The sequence below is a fragment of the Pseudoalteromonas translucida KMM 520 genome (assembly GCF_001465295.1).
Lineage (GTDB): Bacteria > Pseudomonadota > Gammaproteobacteria > Enterobacterales > Alteromonadaceae > Pseudoalteromonas > Pseudoalteromonas translucida.
Genome location: NZ_CP011034.1, coordinates 1,996,564 through 2,010,747, shown reverse-complemented (window position 1 = coordinate 2,010,747; position 14,184 = coordinate 1,996,564). Strand labels below are relative to the sequence as shown.

The window sequence follows — 14,184 nt, the reverse complement described above, 5'->3', positions numbered from 1 at the left end:
GCTAATTAACTGAGATCCGAATAAAACTCACACCTATTTATGCATAATAACCAAGTGTGGTTTTGCTCAAGCTTAACTTGTCTGAAGATAGCCTGCAGAATTAACAACAAAAATAAAATTTAAAGCAATAAGAGGTAATCATGCTTAGAGTCACACTAGAGCAATGGCGAATGTTTCGCTCTGTGGTGCAATTTGGTGGCTTTAATCAAGCCTCACAAGGAATTCATAAAAGCCAGTCAAGTATTCACAATGCAGTGGGTAAAATAGAAAGCTCGCTCGATGTTAAATTATTTGAAATTGAAGGGCGAAAAACTGTTTTGACTCAAGCGGGTGAGCTAATGCTTAAGCGCGCCAACTTTTTGCTTGATGAAGCCGCTAAGCTGGAAATAGTGGGCCATACTCTTGGGCAGGGCACAGAAGGCAGCTTAAAAATTGCGGTTGATGAAATGTTTCCGCAAGCAAGGCTATATAAAGTGCTTGATACTGTTTCTGCCCAATATCCAATGCTGCAAATTGAGTTGGTGGAGTCGGTACTGAGTGGGGCAAGCGAACTGATTGAGAATGCTGATGTAGATATTGCTATTTCACCGGTTGCATTAACAGAAGGTTTTAGTGAGCAACTTTGCCAAATAGACTTTATTGCCGTTGCTAATCCAGATCATACTTTACATTCTTTGGGGAGAGATTTAACCTCAGAGGATTTGAAAAGTCATCGTCAAATTGTAGTGCGCGACTCAGGTATGCATCGTAAAAGTGATGCGGGCTGGTTAGGTGCTAACCAGCGCTGGACGGTGAGTCATTTGCGCACTTCTATTGATATGATCTGCAGTGGTTTAGGTTTTGCTTGGCTACCTACAACTTCTATTAAAAATGAACTAGCACAGGGCAAACTCAAAACACTCCCTTTACAACATAACAGCAAGCGCTCTATGCAGTTGCATTTAATCTTTAAAGATGGCGACAGCTTAGGCCCAGCAGCCAGGGCTTTTTTAGCTGAACTAAGATACCAATGTGAAGAATTACAATAATCATTCTTTTAAATAGAATGATTGATGCTAAAACAGCTAATTTTAATCGTATAAACACAGTAGTAAACTGGCTTCATTGAAATAAATGAAGGAATTTATAATGAAATACATAAGAAAGTCACAAGAGCGCGGTTCGGTCGATCTTGGTTGGTTGCAAAGCAAACATAGTTTTTCTTTTGGCAGTTACTACGATCCAAAACATATGGGGGTTTCAGCACTGCGCGTAATAAACGACGACATGGTTATGCCAGGTAAAGGTTTTGGCACACACGGGCACCGCGATATGGAAATTATTTCGTATGTAATGCAAGGCGCATTAAAGCATGAAGACAGTGAAGGCAATAAGCACACTGTACCGGCAGGCGACGTACAACGTATGAGTGCGGGCAGTGGCGTAATGCATTCAGAATATAATGCATCTAACACTGACCAAGTTAAGTTTTTACAAATTTGGATACAGCCCAATAAAATGGGAATTAAACCAAGTTATGAGCAAAAAAGCATTGCGCAAAATGGTCCATTAACGCCATTACTTACACCAGAGGGCGGTGAAAATGTATTGTCAATTAATCAAAATGCAAGCTTGTCACGCTTAGTTTTAAACGCGCAACAAATGTTTATGCTGGCTTCGGGTAAGCAAATTGGTTACCTGCACATTGTAAAAGGTAGCGTAATGGTTGATGGTAAAGAATTTGCTGCAGGTGATGCCTTTGCGGTTGACCCCGCGACAGAGCTAAACCTTGAAGCAACAGCTGAACTTGAAGCTTTATGGTTTGAATTACCGGCGGACTTTTAGTATGGATATTACAACACTTGTTTTAATAGCAGCTGTTGTTGTATTGATAGGTGTTTCAAAATCAGCATTTGCAGGGGCATTAGGCGTGTTTGCCGTGCCGCTGCTAATGCTAAAATTGCCAGCAGCGCAAGCCATTGCACTAATGCTGCCGCTATTAATTATTGGCGACATGTTAAGCGTAAGAAGTTACTGGCGAAAATGGGATAATCAACTACTTCTCCCCCTAATTCCTGGGGCAATAGTAGGTGTGCTCATTGCTTACTTAATTATAGACATTATTAATGCAGAACACTTACGCTTGATAATCGCCTTAATATGTATTGTTTTTTCAATTAAAAATATTTTCTTTAAAAAAAGCTCGCTTAAAATTCTCAGTAATAAAATTGGCGCGGGGATAATGTCCATGTTCTCCGGTATTACCAGCAGTTTAGTGCATGCGGGTGGGCCGCCCATTATTATTTATTTCACAGCGATAGGGCTTACTCCGGGTAAGTTTGTTGCTACCGCGGCGATATTTTTCGCAATGATGAATGTAATAAAACTTATTGCAGCTTTATCGTTCGGCTTGTTAACGGGTGAGACAATTTTAACTGCACTGGCCTTTTTCCCACTGGCATTTGTAGGTAATTGGTTAGGGGTAAAAATTAATGCAGTACTGGATAAAGCGTTATTTTTAAAGATAATGAATTATTTATTGTTAGTGCTCGGTTTTTGGTTACTTTTAGGTAAGTAACTGTAACTAAATTAGTTTTTTAATTACTTAAATATTTGAACAACCACAGGAGATAATAATGTCAAACTTAAATGATTTACAACAATTAGCACAGAAGCGTCGCTCTATCTATGCTCTAAGCGATCAGTTGCCCGTTTCTAACGAAGAAGTAGTTAAACTTGTTGAGCACGCAGTTTTGCATACGCCTTCAGCTTTTAACTCACAATCGGCACGTATCGTCGTTTTGTTTGGTGATGAGCATCACAAACTGTGGGACATTACTGAAGAAACGCTAAGAGTTATTGTTGGTGACGACGAAAAATTCCAAGGTACTAAAAATAAAATTGCAGGCTTTAGAGCCGGTGCAGGTACGGTATTGTTCTTTGAGGACAAAGCCGTAGTAAGAAACATGCAAGAAGCTGCACCTTTGTATGCTGACAAATTTCCAATTTGGGCACAACAAAGCAGCGCTATGCATCAGTATGCGATTTGGACAGCATTGGCTAGCTTAGACATTGGTGCCAACTTACAACATTACAATCCAGTTATTGATCAAAAAGTTGCAGATGAGTGGAACATAGCTGCAGACTGGGAATTGAATGCACAAATGGTATTTGGCGCTATTGACCAGCCAGCAGGCGACAAGGAGTTTAAACCGGTTGAAGAACGTATGAAAGTATTTGGTTAATACACTTACTTTAATATAATTTAACCAATGAAACCGCTTAGGTATATTTCTAGCGGTTTCATTGGTTTTTATAAGTAATTAATCTGACATTGATTTAAATAACAACCAAAGCCATAACAATAGCAAAATCATTCAGTATAAAATGATCAGCACTACTTTGCCTCGTATCCTCTACTTGGCTTATAGTTTTAAATTAATAATTTACAGCTTCAATAATTCAACGCCTGTGGGTTTACCTTTAAGTGAAGTAAAATAGGCACACATCGGCACAAGTACCCTCGGCATAACGGCTAAAATCGCGTGTAACTGAGCAAGTTAGGAAATTCACTTTTATACATAAGTGGAACATAACCAAGATAGTAATTTTTAAAATCACGGTGATGCGACATATGGAAACTAATGACAATAGTCATAATTTCACTGGTCGTCATACGTCCTGCTCGCTGACGTTTTTGGGTACCATCTTCGAGTAATTGTTTTTCCCATTGGGGTATAAATACTTTGCAAAAATCATCGAGATCGCAAAACAATTCAACTAATTTAATCATGCCTGTTCCTTGTTTATCCAATCGTTCTTGGTCGAAAGATCGGATCTCGGAACAGGCATTTAGTTCAATTTCTTAAACGAGATTCAGGTTATTTATTCAAATGAATTAATTTTAATCTTTATTCGGATAATGGAAGAGTCAACATTTATTGAAGTTGATTTTGCGGATTTATTAGCATTTTTAGCCGAGTGTAAACATGGTTTTAAAACCTTTTATAATCAAGATACGTTAACTGAATTTGTAAAATCAAATCAGTGCGCACCAAAGGCTTTATTTGGGCATAAAAAGTTGCTTGAAAATTCCGATACTAATTTTATGGATGACTTTTCTGATAGTGTAAATAAGCTTAAACAGCTAGTAGCAAATGATGGCTTTTTATATGTCTCGGCTGGCTTTAATCAAGACTTAAGTGAGCAGAAAAACGGTTTTGAATTTTTTATGACTAGCTGCAATTAAAAGGGAAGGTTAACTACAGTATAAGGAAGAATATGTAAGTGCATTATTTAAATGGGTTATATAAATTAAACTACAGACTAAGTTTAACTGTATTTATTACCGCGTTAATTAGCTGTCTTTTTGTTAAAAAAGCCAGCTAGCAAAATTTAGATATAACTAATAGTTTATAAGCAGCCAGGTAAATGTTTTGCAGGGTCTGTTTCACGTGCTTATATTGCATCAGAAACAGTCATCCCAAGGGCTTTAGCAACACCTTCACTATAGGCAGGATCGCACTGATTACAGTTACGAATATGACGATATTTAATAAAGTCATAGGTATCACCCATTTGTGCCGCCGTATTACTAAATAGCGCTTGTTTTTGCTCATCATTCATTAAGTTAAAAAGAGCGCGTGGCTGACTAAAGTAGTCGCTATCGTCTTCACGGAAGTCGTAGTGTGGCCTTGCCCATAGTTACCATCAACGCGGCCTTGTCCATCGCGCGCATTGCTATTAACAGGGCAGCGAGGTTGATTTACCGGCACTTGATTATGATTCACACCTACACGGTAGAGCTGTGCATCAGCGTAGTTAATTAAACGGGCTTGCAGCATTTTATCGGGTGATACGCCAATTCCAGGTACTAAATTACTCGGTGAAAAAGCAGCTTGCTCTACATCGGCAAAGTAGTTATTAGCGTTTTTATTTAACTCATACTCACCTACTTCAATCAGTGGGTAATCACCTTTAGGCCATACTTTAGTTAAATCAAAAGGATGATACGGCACGTTATCAGCTTCGGCTTCAGGCATAATTTGCACATACATTTCCATTTAGGGAAGTCGCCGCGCTCAATCGATTCAAATAAATTTTTTGATTACTTTCACGATCCATAGCGACTATTTCAGCAGCTTCTGTATCAGTTAAGTTTTTAATACCTTGCTGTGTACGAAAATGAAATTTCACCCAAAAGCGCTCACCGGCTTCACTCCACAAACTATAGGTGTGTGAGCCAAAACCATGCATATGTCTATATGAGGTAGGTATACCACGATCACTCATTACAACTGTTGGAAGTTCACACCTTAATTTTATACATTTATAGTGAGAGTCTAGCTTTAAATTTATTTAGTGTTGTTCCTGCGTGACAAATATCAAAAACCAGCCACGGACTTCGTATCCCTTCTAATAATTTTGGTATGTTAATTATATTAACAAAACCAACAAATGTGTCATCACAACCAGCTGTGTAAATTTAACCAGTGTAGCTAGGGTAACCAGCGGTGATCATGAGTTAGCCAAGCTTAGTAAATATAGATGTATCAAAATAATTACCTAAAAAATTAAAGGATGCTTTATGTCAAAATTAAATTTAAGAGAAACGTTTGCACTTTTAGCTCGCCATGAAGGTGTTTGGGAAGGATGGTATAGACACTTTGATATTAATGGCGAGCAAATAGATGCACATAAATCAAAACTAGTTTGTCGTATTCCTGATGACAAACCAAATATTTATCATCAAACCAATCATTACACATGGGAAAATGGCGAAACAGAAATACGTGACTTTATGGGTGAAGCTCATGAAGACAAGTTAGTTTTCGACAATGACATCATTAAAGGCTGGGCGGCAGAAGTTACCTTAGATGAGCACCAACGTACCATGATGTTACATTGGACCAGAGTTGGTGAGCCGAATATATATTTATACGAAATGATTCAACTATCTGACTGTGGGCAATTTAGATCTCGGGTATGGCAGTGGTTAGATTCGGGTAAAACAATTAAACGAACTCTGATTGATGAAAAAAGAGTATCAAACGATTGGCGCGGGCATTAAAAATAATCGTGCAATTGCCATTTATCAATTACCTATTTAACTAGCATCTAGAAAGATTGACTTTGTATCTTCCTAGACTTAAATTTGTCCGGACAAATTATATTAAGGCAAAAGATCATGACCACAATCGTCGTATTGTTTAACTTAAAAGCTGGTGTTGACGAGTCGACTTATCAGGCTTGGGCTAAGGAAACAGATATTCCTGCTGCAGGCGGTTTACCCTCAGTAGATGTGTTTGAAGTGCTAAAAGCAGAAGGCTTGTTAATGAGTGAAGAAAAACCTCCTTACAAGTATATAGAAATTTTAAAAATTAATGACATGGATCAATTTGCAAAAGATGTTAGCAGCCAAATGATGCAAAAAATTGCTAATGAGTTTCAGCAGTTTGCTGATAATCCTCTTTTTATCCTTACATCAAAACTATAAGAGGTGACCATGGCTATCTATTCTGAATTAAAAGGAAAAGTAGCGGTAATTACAGGTGCTGGCCGCAAAGGAGGTTTAGGCGAAGCAATGGCAAAGCGCTTGGCTGACGAAGGTTGTAAAGTAGTGATCACCGATATTGGCCATGCAGATGACAAGCATGCCCCAGATACTGCGGTTGGCACTATTAGCGAAATACAACAAATTGTAGATGAAATAGTTGCTGCTGGTGGCGAGTCAAGCAGTGTCATTTGTAATGTTTTAAAAGCAGACGAAGTAGCTGCTGCGGTTGATTTTACGGTTGAAAAATATGGACGTCTTGATATCTGGATCAACAATGCCGGTGTTGGCTATCTAATGAAACCAATATTAGAAATGGACGTAAGTGAATGGGATACCGTACTAGGAGTTAACTTACGTGGTGCTTTTTTAGGGACCAAATATGCGGCGGCGCAAATGGTTAAACAAGGGCAGGGGGGCAAAATTATAAATATCGGTTCTCAAGCCTCAAAGTCTGCTGTCGGCCATGCTTCGGCTTATACAGCTTCAAAACATGGTATGAATGGATTAACCCGAGTTGCCGCTGTAGAGCTTGGACCACATCAAATTAATGTAAATGAAATTTGCCCTAACCACGTCACCACAGCGCTAGGAGCTTGGCAAAATCAACACTTTTCTGAAGTGTCGGGTAAGGGGTATGAACAATACATGCAGGACATGCGAGACCGTATTCCTTTAGGTAGACCTGGACAGCAAGACGATATTGCAAAAGCCTGTGCATTTTTGTGCTCCGACCAAGCAATTTATATTACTGGTGAGTGTATGAATGTATCTGGTGGCGAAGAGTATCACTAAGCACTTCATAAATATTAAGCTGAAATAAGAGAATAAAATCATGCCTAAAAGTTATCAGTGGCCAAACAATAAACGCCTAGCAATGTCAATAGTTGTGAATGTAGAAGAAGGGTCTGAGTACAGCATTAAAGATGGCGATAAAGGCATGGAGCCTGTAGATGAGCTTCAAGTTTATTTGAAAAAGCCAATGCGCAACTATGGTAATGAATCCAATTATCAGTATGGGATTAAAGAAGGCGCGTCGAGAATTATTAATTTATTAGATAAATATAATGTTCCCGCGACTTGGACGGCAGCGGCTTTAAGTTTAGAAAGAGCACCACAGATTGCACAAGCAATTAAACGCAGAGAAGACGAAACATGTTCACATGGCTATCGCTGGATATTTCAATTTCGGATGGACGAAACCCAAGAATCGAACCACCGACCCCTACCATGTCAAGACGTTAGTTTAACTGCTTCTATAAATAATAATCTCCAGTAAATATAATGAATTGCATATTATTACAATAACTTAGATAAAATTTAGTTAATATTAAAATCTGTTTTTGAGTGTTTTACGAACATTTAAAGCTTGATCTGGGCACTATTTAGGCACATTATGAAAATGTCAAAAATGACTACTTATTGTTCTGGTGCTGAATATGATTGATGAGAATGTTGAAGGCAAATTAAAAAAGATCGATGAATTATTAGACAGGTCTACATTTGAGTATATTGTCGCAGAAAATATTACCCTTGAAAAAACCATAGATAATTTAATCAGTAATATAAATTTATTTTCGTTTTTAAAACCAAGTTCAAACGACAGCTTTGATACAATTACTACTTGGAAACTTGATGCTTATCAAGCCCCGATAATTGGATATAAAACTGATAATGAAAAGTTAAAACTAGTCTCTGGCTTATTTACATTTCATAAAGTTTGTCGACTTCAAGATCAGTCAAATCAACTTGTCCCATGTTTGATCCTTCCTAATCGTCCGACACCCGATCTTAGACGTTTAATTTTTCTTAATGATATTGTTCGGCTACTTTTTAAGCAGTACTTTAATGCATCCGGCCCTTTAATCTCAGAGTTACTTATTGGCTTATTCAAAGGTGAACAACCAGTAATTGATTCAACAGAATGGCGTACCTTATTTCCAGCTATTAAAACAAAAACAGAATTATGTAAATGGCTTAAAATTAGTACAAAAGTGATTAAATTATGACGGGTATGCTAAAGGTTAAGCTTCTTGAGCATATTGAGTTGTATTGCAAAGGGGTAAACTTGGAAATCAGTATCGAGGATATAAAATCTGACTTTGATGATTTTACTTCTCGCATAAGTGCTCCTGAAGATTTGAGTGGTTTATCACAAGTTTTTTTATTATTAAAAAGGATGAATGATGCATCACGAAAGCTATGGGAGTTTACTAAAAGTGAACTATGTCTTCCTGAGTATATTTATTATGCCTTTAATGAGTATGGAGTTGAGCTAGATGCAAGCTCAAGAGAGAGTTTTAATCGCAGCACATATAAAAATGGTTGGTGCAATGAGATACCATTCTATGTATTACTTATTAAATCATATGAGTATAAGCAAGATTCAAAATCATTAAATCTTCTTGCTAATTTTATTGGTAATTATTTTAAAACAATACATACACTCATCGATCCTGAATTAGCTACAAGCTCATCTACAAGAGAAGCTGAGGTTTGTAATAAGTTTCGCTTATTAATGAAAAAGTCCAATATAGCCTTCGAACCTGATAAAGATAAAATATTAACAAACTACCTTGATTCAGCTTCGTCAATCGCGAGTAAGTTAGAGTCAATTATTAATAATGATATATATACTAATAATGTAACGGATAGAGGTTATTTAAATACTTTAATTCATTTTTATAAGAATGACTGGCAACCAGCTCGGCTGTATAAACGAGGAGGCCGTTACAGAGGCTCCATCGCTAAATGGTATAAAAAACCTAATACTTTACCTATTACTGGGGCTGTTGATAATTTGTCAGTTTTAATACCATCTTTAAACTTTTTATCAGATACAGAGGGACTTAACCCTGAAGATTCAGAGGTTCAGATGCCTTTTGTAATTGATAACAATGAAGGTAATACTGTACGAGATAAAACCGAGCATCAAAGTATTGAAATGATTTTTAGTCCCGCCTCTAAGAAGAAAAAACAGATAGATATAACTCGTAATGTGCACAGAGCTCATAATATTGCTTACCAAGATACGCGATTATTAAAGGCGCCAGAACTGGGTTTATTATTTGATACACTAAATAAGTATGGCCATTCCGATAAAAATATTGAGCTAGCGATATTGGGATGGCTGATGTTTTTGTTGGGTAAGACGTTGCATGAGATAAAAGATTTACAGATATTTAATAAAATAGATGACAAAACACGAGGTTTGTTTCTAGATGAAAATGACCGTGGTTGGTGGTATTTTCCTATAACTCAAACTGCTAAACCAACGATTAAAAAAGTTGGTCTTATTAAAACAGCAAATGGTGTATTTACAGCCTGTCCTACATTTTTAACAGATTTAATAATTAAATATTTAAAGGGCAGAAAAGAAGGTTTACTTATTAACGTAGACAGTTTTGCAGCACTTGAAAACAGTTTAGCCAAAAAATTAAAAAAGGTATCAGATAAAGCTTATAGCGGAAGGCTAAGTATCAATAGCATTAGTAATTTTATTGGAAATTATATTAATGCAACAGGTGTGATTGACCCTATTTATATAGATTTTAGTTACGATGTAAAAATGTATTCTACTCGAGTATCTAGAAGCTATAGTAATATTGATGATGTTACGCGGTGTGAAAGGCTATTTGAGTTTTGGCAAGAAGTTGAGTCTGATTACTATGATTATTGTAAAGAAAAATTCCCTATAAAACTTTTTGAATTAGTGTGTTTTGATAAGCGTAATCGTATGCTTGGTTCTAAATTTACACCAGAGAATATGACAGTTAAGAGCCTCATAGCAGCTTTGGCATTAGAAGTTAAAAACACTAAGTTAAACTCTTTAAAACAACTAGATGCAATCTTAAAATACCATAACGCGTTTACAGTCTATACGGCATGGATGTTAATGTTTGGAACGGGTTATCGGGCTGTTTGGAACCCGTTACCAACTTTTTCCCTGTATTTTCCAACGCTAAACCTCATGGGGATAAGTGATAAAGATGATAGTGATTTTACGCATTCTAGATTAGTTTGTTTACCGTCTATTTTAAATGCGCAAATCACAGCTTATCAAGAGCACCTTAGTTGTTTGAGAGGGTTAATAAGAGTATTAAAGCCCAAGTTATGCCAGTCAATAGATGACTTTTTAAATGCCGCCTCTAAAAGCTTAAATCTCGATTACAAAGAATCTTGTCAGTGGTTTAAGCTAATTAGAAATTCACGTATAAATCATGGACCTTTATTCATATTTCAAAGACAAAGAGCTGGAATTGTTACTAAAGGTATTTCTCCTACAGAGTTAGTTCTCAGGTTACCTAAGGAACATAAAATACCTGCAAATGCAGGAAGGCATTGGCTTAAAAGTAATTTGCTTTATAACAACGTTAATTCAGAGCTAATAAACTTTCAAATGGGCCATTGGCAGTCTGGTGAGGTTCCTTTAGCTAATTATTCGACACTAAATTACATAGATTCTGTAAATGAATTATTACCTATTCTAGATAAGTTATTTAAGGGGGTAGGATGGCAAACTCTAAAGTCCGATCTTATTTAAATGAACTGAAGAAGCAAGGTAAGTTCCATCAATGTTTTCAACAGATTGTAAATGCTTATAGAAACTGCTCAGATAATGACTTTGGAATTAGATTCAGCGATGATGATTTTTTAAACGAATATAAAAAGCTATGCATGCTAATGCTTAGGTATTTTAAAAAATCCGATGAGAATGTTCTTTCTAGTGAAATGAACATTTTAAAGTCACGGTTAAAAGAAGACTTAACGATTAAACACCTTCAGCTCATGCTTATTGATGCTATATTAAATTATGGATTAAAGCATCATGGTATTGAATCTTCAAAAGTCCCTCAAATCGTCGTACTAAAGCGCGATAAACCTATGTTATCACCAGTAGAATTAATAAAACTACCGATAGCACTCCAAATTAAGTCAATATTAAGTAAAGAGCTACAAACACCAACTGCTAATTTATCAAAAGAAGCTAGTTATGGTCGGTTAGTTTTATATATGACAACAGGTGTTCAGTTTGACGAGCTTATTACAATCATAAATGCCCCGGATGCTTTAATGTATTTAGGTGGTCAAGTATTTTGGTATGGGAAAAGCGAAAAAGAGGAACGACGATACGTACTATGTGATGCTGTTGTCCTTTTATTATTACATCATAAAAACTTCATTAAGCCGTCTGAGAAAATACGAGTAAATAAAAATAGATTAAGTGAATTTATAATAACGTTTTTAACAGAAGCTAGTGGTACAAATTGGCAAAGCTTGTCACTTTTAAAATTACGAACACTTAGAAAAATAGATACTATAATCAACCTCAGCCCTATCGACTATCAGATGTATTTACGGTCTAGTACCTGTACCGAGCTACCTCAAACAGCTTTTTTAAGGTTAATAAGTAATAAGGCATTAGTTGCAGACGAAATAGCAAAACAACCTAAGAAATTTAATGAGCTTAATAAGCTATTGTCATTTGATAGTGACAGCTTTGATTATATTGAGCCTAAATTAATAAAAGCCAAGTTAGAGTATACCTATAAAAACTTGAGGGAACTGAATGGCCAAAGAGCTTCAAGGGCACAGTGCATTAAATTTGTTGAACAAGAATTGAAAAATGATAAAAATAGTGTTTATTTCAATATTTTGTGTGGTTGGCTTTATTACCTTTTGAAAGAGGGAGGGGTAACTAAAAAGAAGTTAAAAGTAGACACAGTAATTGATTATGTGAAAAGTATCAGTGAACCTTTTTTAAATGTTTTTACTCGAACTGATCTAGCAGTAATATCAGCGTCAGATTGGGCAATAAAGTTAAATGATACGAGTGAATATTTTAATTCTGCCCAACGTAAAAAGTATTTATATTATTTCTCTGTGTTTTTAATAGAGTCTGAAATTGTCAAAGACTTGTGTATTGACGATCTTGATATAGCTCCTGTCCAAAGTAAAGTTGATGCTAATTTAGTTTCAGCTAGTCATGTAAGCGCAATTCTTGAATATTTAAGTGACAGCCTCAATAACAGTCCGGTTGAGTTATATGCATATTTATTAATGTGTTTTTGTTTTTATAGTGGCTTGCGCCGTAATGAAGCCGCTAAGCTGTACTTTGGTGATATTCAGGTTTCACCTATAAAGCCAAATGAAGGCGAATATGATTGGGTTCTACTATCAATCAGACCAAATAAAATAAGGGGTTTAAAAACACCTTCAGCTAGAAGAGAACTACCCCTAGATGCGTTATGGCCAAAAGAGCATTTAACTAAGCTAAGAAGCTTTTATGACGTTCAAAAAAACACTGAAAATAAGCCATCAAATTCATTGTTATTTAACTGCTCTGTTAGCGTAAATAAAGCATACGAGCTATTAACGCAATTACTGCATTACTATACTAAGGATCATACTCTAAGAATTCATCACCTAAGACATAGCTTTGCTAATTGGACTTGGTACAGATTAAATTCAAACTTGGTATTAACGGGAAGGCAGTATTTATCTATATTTGAAAATGACTTATTTGATCAAAGTTTTATTACTCACTTTAACAAAAGATTAAAAGTTAAAGACAATACTCGCTCAAAAATGTTTTTTTTGTCTCATTTACTTGGTCATAAAGTCACTGTGTCGACACTAAATAGCTATTTACACTTAAAGGACATACAGCATTGCGCTCAAATGAATCAGACATATACAGTATCTAAGTATTTTTTATCTGAATGTATAGGGAGAGCTAATTTTAAGGAGTTTATGCCAGGTGAAAGTTTAATTGAAAGAATTGAATTTTATAGTAAAAAACAAGAGCAAGACTATTCGATCCAATATGCGGGTAAGGTTAGTGATTTAATCACACCATCGTTTAAAGGTTTTAAACAAAAGTTTGAAGCTGATGGGCAAATAAGAATGTTAGATTATGCAAATGCTCTTAAATCGCTAGAACTAAACTCAATACACGATACAGCATCGAGTTACTCACTCCCTGTGGAGCAAGTTCAAAAATTACATGATAATGCTCTGAGTGTAAGCAGAGAATATCCTAGGAAAGGTAAAAAGCTGCCCTTAATTCCTAACTTCCCAAGTTTAGATAATACTAAAGATGACTTAAAAAGAGTTTCTTCACAAAAAGCATTTTATTATTTATGTCAGAAATTTGATACTTTATTAAGTCAGAAAAATGTAACGCTTAGTGAAGCATTTGATGCCCTACAAATATTGAAATATGGTGCTGCAGGGAAGAATTTCGCTCTTCGTTGTCCTGATGAGCAAGTAATACGCAACTTTTTAAATTTATGTATAAAATTTAAATTAAAGTCGAGCCACTTCAAATTTCGTTTTCATCAAGTAGATTTACAAAATCAAAATGTTATTCAAGCGAGGTCTTACTGGGAAGAATTAGTTTCGTCATTTGGATTAAGCGATAGTCACATCGAAAGCGCCTCAATTGAGGAGGGCAGGTTTCTAGGTAAACATAATGGCAATGGCTTTTTAGAAGTTGGATTATTAATTACAGTAAAGGGTAGTAAAGGTACATATAAAAAGTCGAGGCGCCACCATAGCTTAATGAGCTTTCTTCATTTGCTGCTTATTATAAGTTATAGGGCCGGCGAAGCCCCTTAATAGCTTCAAATTAAGTTTAGGTATTTTAAAAC

Annotated in this window: 13 protein-coding genes and 2 pseudogenes; 12 read left to right on the top strand and 3 right to left on the bottom strand. The window is 35.9% G+C overall.

The features are described 5' to 3' along the window. The first annotated feature begins 140 nt into the window (after positions 1 to 140). From PTRA_RS09350 to PTRA_RS09335, 4 genes are all read left to right on the top strand, one after another. On the top strand, positions 141 to 1,028 hold the full coding sequence (locus PTRA_RS09350) for a LysR family transcriptional regulator (RefSeq protein WP_058373576.1): 888 nt from the start codon (positions 141 to 143) through the stop codon (positions 1,026 to 1,028). Between the two features lie 100 nt (positions 1,029 to 1,128). Beyond that, entirely contained in the window at positions 1,129 to 1,824 is a 696-nt protein-coding gene (locus tag PTRA_RS09345; protein ID WP_058373575.1) for a pirin family protein, read from the top strand. Between the two features lies 1 nt (position 1,825). After that, the gene (locus PTRA_RS09340; protein ID WP_058373574.1) at positions 1,826 to 2,557 is read left to right on the top strand and encodes a sulfite exporter TauE/SafE family protein; all 732 of its coding nucleotides are present in this window, start codon (positions 1,826 to 1,828) and stop codon (positions 2,555 to 2,557) included. Positions 2,558 to 2,615: 58 nt separating this feature from the next. After that, complete coding sequence (locus tag PTRA_RS09335; protein WP_058373573.1) at positions 2,616 to 3,224, top strand: nitroreductase family protein; 609 nt, start codon at positions 2,616 to 2,618, stop codon at positions 3,222 to 3,224. Between the two features lie 210 nt (positions 3,225 to 3,434). Here the strand turns inward: PTRA_RS09335 and PTRA_RS09330 are convergent. Further along, positions 3,435 to 3,772 (bottom strand): annotated as a pseudogene (locus PTRA_RS09330) (IS982 family transposase); the annotation flags it as partial. 129 nt (positions 3,773 to 3,901) lie between these two features. On the opposite strand from PTRA_RS09330, the gene PTRA_RS09325 reads away from it, so the two are divergent. Then, positions 3,902 to 4,228, top strand: a complete 327-nt coding sequence (locus PTRA_RS09325; protein ID WP_058373572.1) for a hypothetical protein — start codon at positions 3,902 to 3,904, stop codon at positions 4,226 to 4,228. Positions 4,229 to 4,437: 209 nt separating this feature from the next. Here PTRA_RS09325 and PTRA_RS19430 read toward each other — a convergent pair whose 3' ends face one another. Further along, complete coding sequence (locus tag PTRA_RS19430) at positions 4,438 to 4,605, bottom strand: catalase-related domain-containing protein (RefSeq protein ID WP_237113447.1); 168 nt, start codon at positions 4,603 to 4,605, stop codon at positions 4,438 to 4,440. Between the two features lie 127 nt (positions 4,606 to 4,732). Then, a pseudogene (locus tag PTRA_RS09320) lies at positions 4,733 to 5,280 on the bottom strand (catalase); the annotation flags it as partial. Between the two features lie 286 nt (positions 5,281 to 5,566). Between PTRA_RS09320 and PTRA_RS09315 the strand changes: the two are divergent. The 7 genes from PTRA_RS09315 to PTRA_RS09285 all read left to right on the top strand — a co-directional run bounded on the left by PTRA_RS09315 (position 5,567) and on the right by PTRA_RS09285 (position 14,152). Continuing rightward, positions 5,567 to 6,049, top strand: coding sequence for a hypothetical protein (locus PTRA_RS09315; RefSeq protein ID WP_058373571.1), 483 nt, complete (start codon positions 5,567 to 5,569; stop codon positions 6,047 to 6,049). Between the two features lie 117 nt (positions 6,050 to 6,166). After that, positions 6,167 to 6,475: an REDY-like protein HapK gene (locus PTRA_RS09310; protein WP_058373570.1), complete on the top strand. Its 309-nt coding sequence runs from the start codon at positions 6,167 to 6,169 to the stop codon at positions 6,473 to 6,475. Between the two features lie 9 nt (positions 6,476 to 6,484). After that, complete coding sequence (locus tag PTRA_RS09305; RefSeq protein WP_058373569.1) at positions 6,485 to 7,327, top strand: SDR family NAD(P)-dependent oxidoreductase; 843 nt, start codon at positions 6,485 to 6,487, stop codon at positions 7,325 to 7,327. A 40-nt stretch (positions 7,328 to 7,367) separates the two neighbouring features. Continuing rightward, positions 7,368 to 7,811: a polysaccharide deacetylase family protein gene (locus PTRA_RS09300; RefSeq protein ID WP_237113446.1), complete on the top strand. Its 444-nt coding sequence runs from the start codon at positions 7,368 to 7,370 to the stop codon at positions 7,809 to 7,811. Positions 7,812 to 7,971: 160 nt separating this feature from the next. After that, positions 7,972 to 8,541, top strand: coding sequence for a hypothetical protein (locus PTRA_RS09295; RefSeq protein WP_058373568.1), 570 nt, complete (start codon positions 7,972 to 7,974; stop codon positions 8,539 to 8,541). After that, on the top strand, positions 8,538 to 11,075 hold the full coding sequence (locus PTRA_RS09290; protein WP_058373567.1) for a hypothetical protein: 2,538 nt from the start codon (positions 8,538 to 8,540) through the stop codon (positions 11,073 to 11,075). Before PTRA_RS09295 ends, PTRA_RS09290 begins: the two co-directional genes overlap by 4 nt. Continuing rightward, positions 11,045 to 14,152 (top strand): site-specific integrase, encoded by a 3,108-nt coding sequence (locus PTRA_RS09285; protein ID WP_058373566.1) that lies wholly within the window; start codon positions 11,045 to 11,047, stop codon positions 14,150 to 14,152. Before PTRA_RS09290 ends, PTRA_RS09285 begins: the two co-directional genes overlap by 31 nt. Positions 14,153 to 14,184: the final 32 nt, after the last annotated feature.

Coding starts and splice junctions, on each gene's coding strand:
- PTRA_RS09350 (WP_058373576.1), top strand. CDS start 141: ATGCTTAGAGTCACACTAGAGCAATGGCGAATGTTTCGCTCTGTGGTG.
- PTRA_RS09345 (WP_058373575.1), top strand. CDS start 1,129: ATGAAATACATAAGAAAGTCACAAGAGCGCGGTTCGGTCGATCTTGGT.
- PTRA_RS09340 (WP_058373574.1), top strand. CDS start 1,826: ATGGATATTACAACACTTGTTTTAATAGCAGCTGTTGTTGTATTGATA.
- PTRA_RS09335 (WP_058373573.1), top strand. CDS start 2,616: ATGTCAAACTTAAATGATTTACAACAATTAGCACAGAAGCGTCGCTCT.
- PTRA_RS09325 (WP_058373572.1), top strand. CDS start 3,902: ATGGAAGAGTCAACATTTATTGAAGTTGATTTTGCGGATTTATTAGCA.
- PTRA_RS19430 (WP_237113447.1), bottom strand. CDS start 4,605: ATGAATGATGAGCAAAAACAAGCGCTATTTAGTAATACGGCGGCACAA.
- PTRA_RS09315 (WP_058373571.1), top strand. CDS start 5,567: ATGTCAAAATTAAATTTAAGAGAAACGTTTGCACTTTTAGCTCGCCAT.
- PTRA_RS09310 (WP_058373570.1), top strand. CDS start 6,167: ATGACCACAATCGTCGTATTGTTTAACTTAAAAGCTGGTGTTGACGAG.
- PTRA_RS09305 (WP_058373569.1), top strand. CDS start 6,485: ATGGCTATCTATTCTGAATTAAAAGGAAAAGTAGCGGTAATTACAGGT.
- PTRA_RS09300 (WP_237113446.1), top strand. CDS start 7,368: ATGCCTAAAAGTTATCAGTGGCCAAACAATAAACGCCTAGCAATGTCA.
- PTRA_RS09295 (WP_058373568.1), top strand. CDS start 7,972: ATGATTGATGAGAATGTTGAAGGCAAATTAAAAAAGATCGATGAATTA.
- PTRA_RS09290 (WP_058373567.1), top strand. CDS start 8,538: ATGACGGGTATGCTAAAGGTTAAGCTTCTTGAGCATATTGAGTTGTAT.
- PTRA_RS09285 (WP_058373566.1), top strand. CDS start 11,045: ATGGCAAACTCTAAAGTCCGATCTTATTTAAATGAACTGAAGAAGCAA.